Below are 1,125 nucleotides of genomic sequence, written 5' to 3' on the forward strand. Positions count from 1 at the left end.
GCACATCAAGAATCAATGCAATGTGACCATCACTGGTAATCGTCGCACCAGCCATACCTGGTGTACCTTGCAATAAGTTATCTAATGGCTTGATAACCACTTCTTCTTGACCGATAAGCGTGTCGACGACAAAACCAACGCGTTGGCTGCCGATCTGCACAATCACAACATGACCATGACCGATGCGTTGCTCCACGCGAGGAGACTTAGACGCCAACCAGTTTTGTAGGTAGAACAGTGGAATAGACTTATCGCGAACGATGATGGTTAACTGACCATCTACCACGTTGGTGCGGCTTAAATCTAAGTGGAAAATCTCGTTTACTGACGCAAGTGGTAGTGCAAAAGGATGACCGCCAACACCCACCATTAAGGTCGGCAAAATCGCAAGAGTCAGTGGCACTTTGATGGTGATCTTCGTGCCCTTGCCCAGCTCTGAATCGATGTCGATAGAGCCGTTTAGGGTGTTGATCGCCGTCTTAACTACGTCCATACCCACACCGCGGCCTGAAATATCAGAGATTTTCTCTTTACTTGAGAAGCCAGGGGCGAAGATAAGGTTGAAACACTCTTTATCCGATAGACGCGCGGCTGCATCTTCGTCCATCATGCCGCGTTTTACCGCAATGCCACGAAGTTTATTAGGATCCATACCGCCACCGTCATCAACGATAGCCAATTCGATATGGTCACCTTCTTGTGAAGCAGATAGGATGACTTTACCAGTGCGCGATTTACCCGCTTTTACGCGGTCTTCTGGCATTTCAATGCCGTGGTCAACCGAGTTGCGCACCAAGTGGATCAATGGATCCGCTAGCGCTTCTACTAGGTTTTTATCGAGATCGGTTTCTTCACCGCGCATTTCCAGCACGATGTCTTTATTTAGGTTACGCGCCAAGTCACGTACAACGCGAGGGAAACGACCAAATACTTTCTTAATTGGCTGCATGCGCGTTTTCATTACTGCGCCTTGAAGGTCTGCAGTAACAACGTCTAGGTTTGCCACAGCTTTCGACATTTCTTCATTGTCGCTGTTCAAACCAAGACTTAATAAGCGGTTACGCACCAACACGAGCTCACCCACCATGTTCATGATGGTATCTAGCGTTGATGTATCAACACGTA

At 48.0% G+C, this 1,125-nt stretch carries 1 protein-coding gene; it reads right to left on the bottom strand.

What is annotated here, in order from left to right; translation table 11 throughout:
- A partial coding sequence (locus R7E00_RS24640; protein WP_318124838.1) for a chemotaxis protein CheA occupies positions 1-1,125 on the bottom strand: 1,125 nt, incomplete at both ends.

Source organism: Vibrio sp. Vb1755, from assembly GCF_033338635.1.
In the GTDB taxonomy this organism is placed as follows: Bacteria; Pseudomonadota; Gammaproteobacteria; order Enterobacterales; family Vibrionaceae; genus Vibrio; species Vibrio alginolyticus.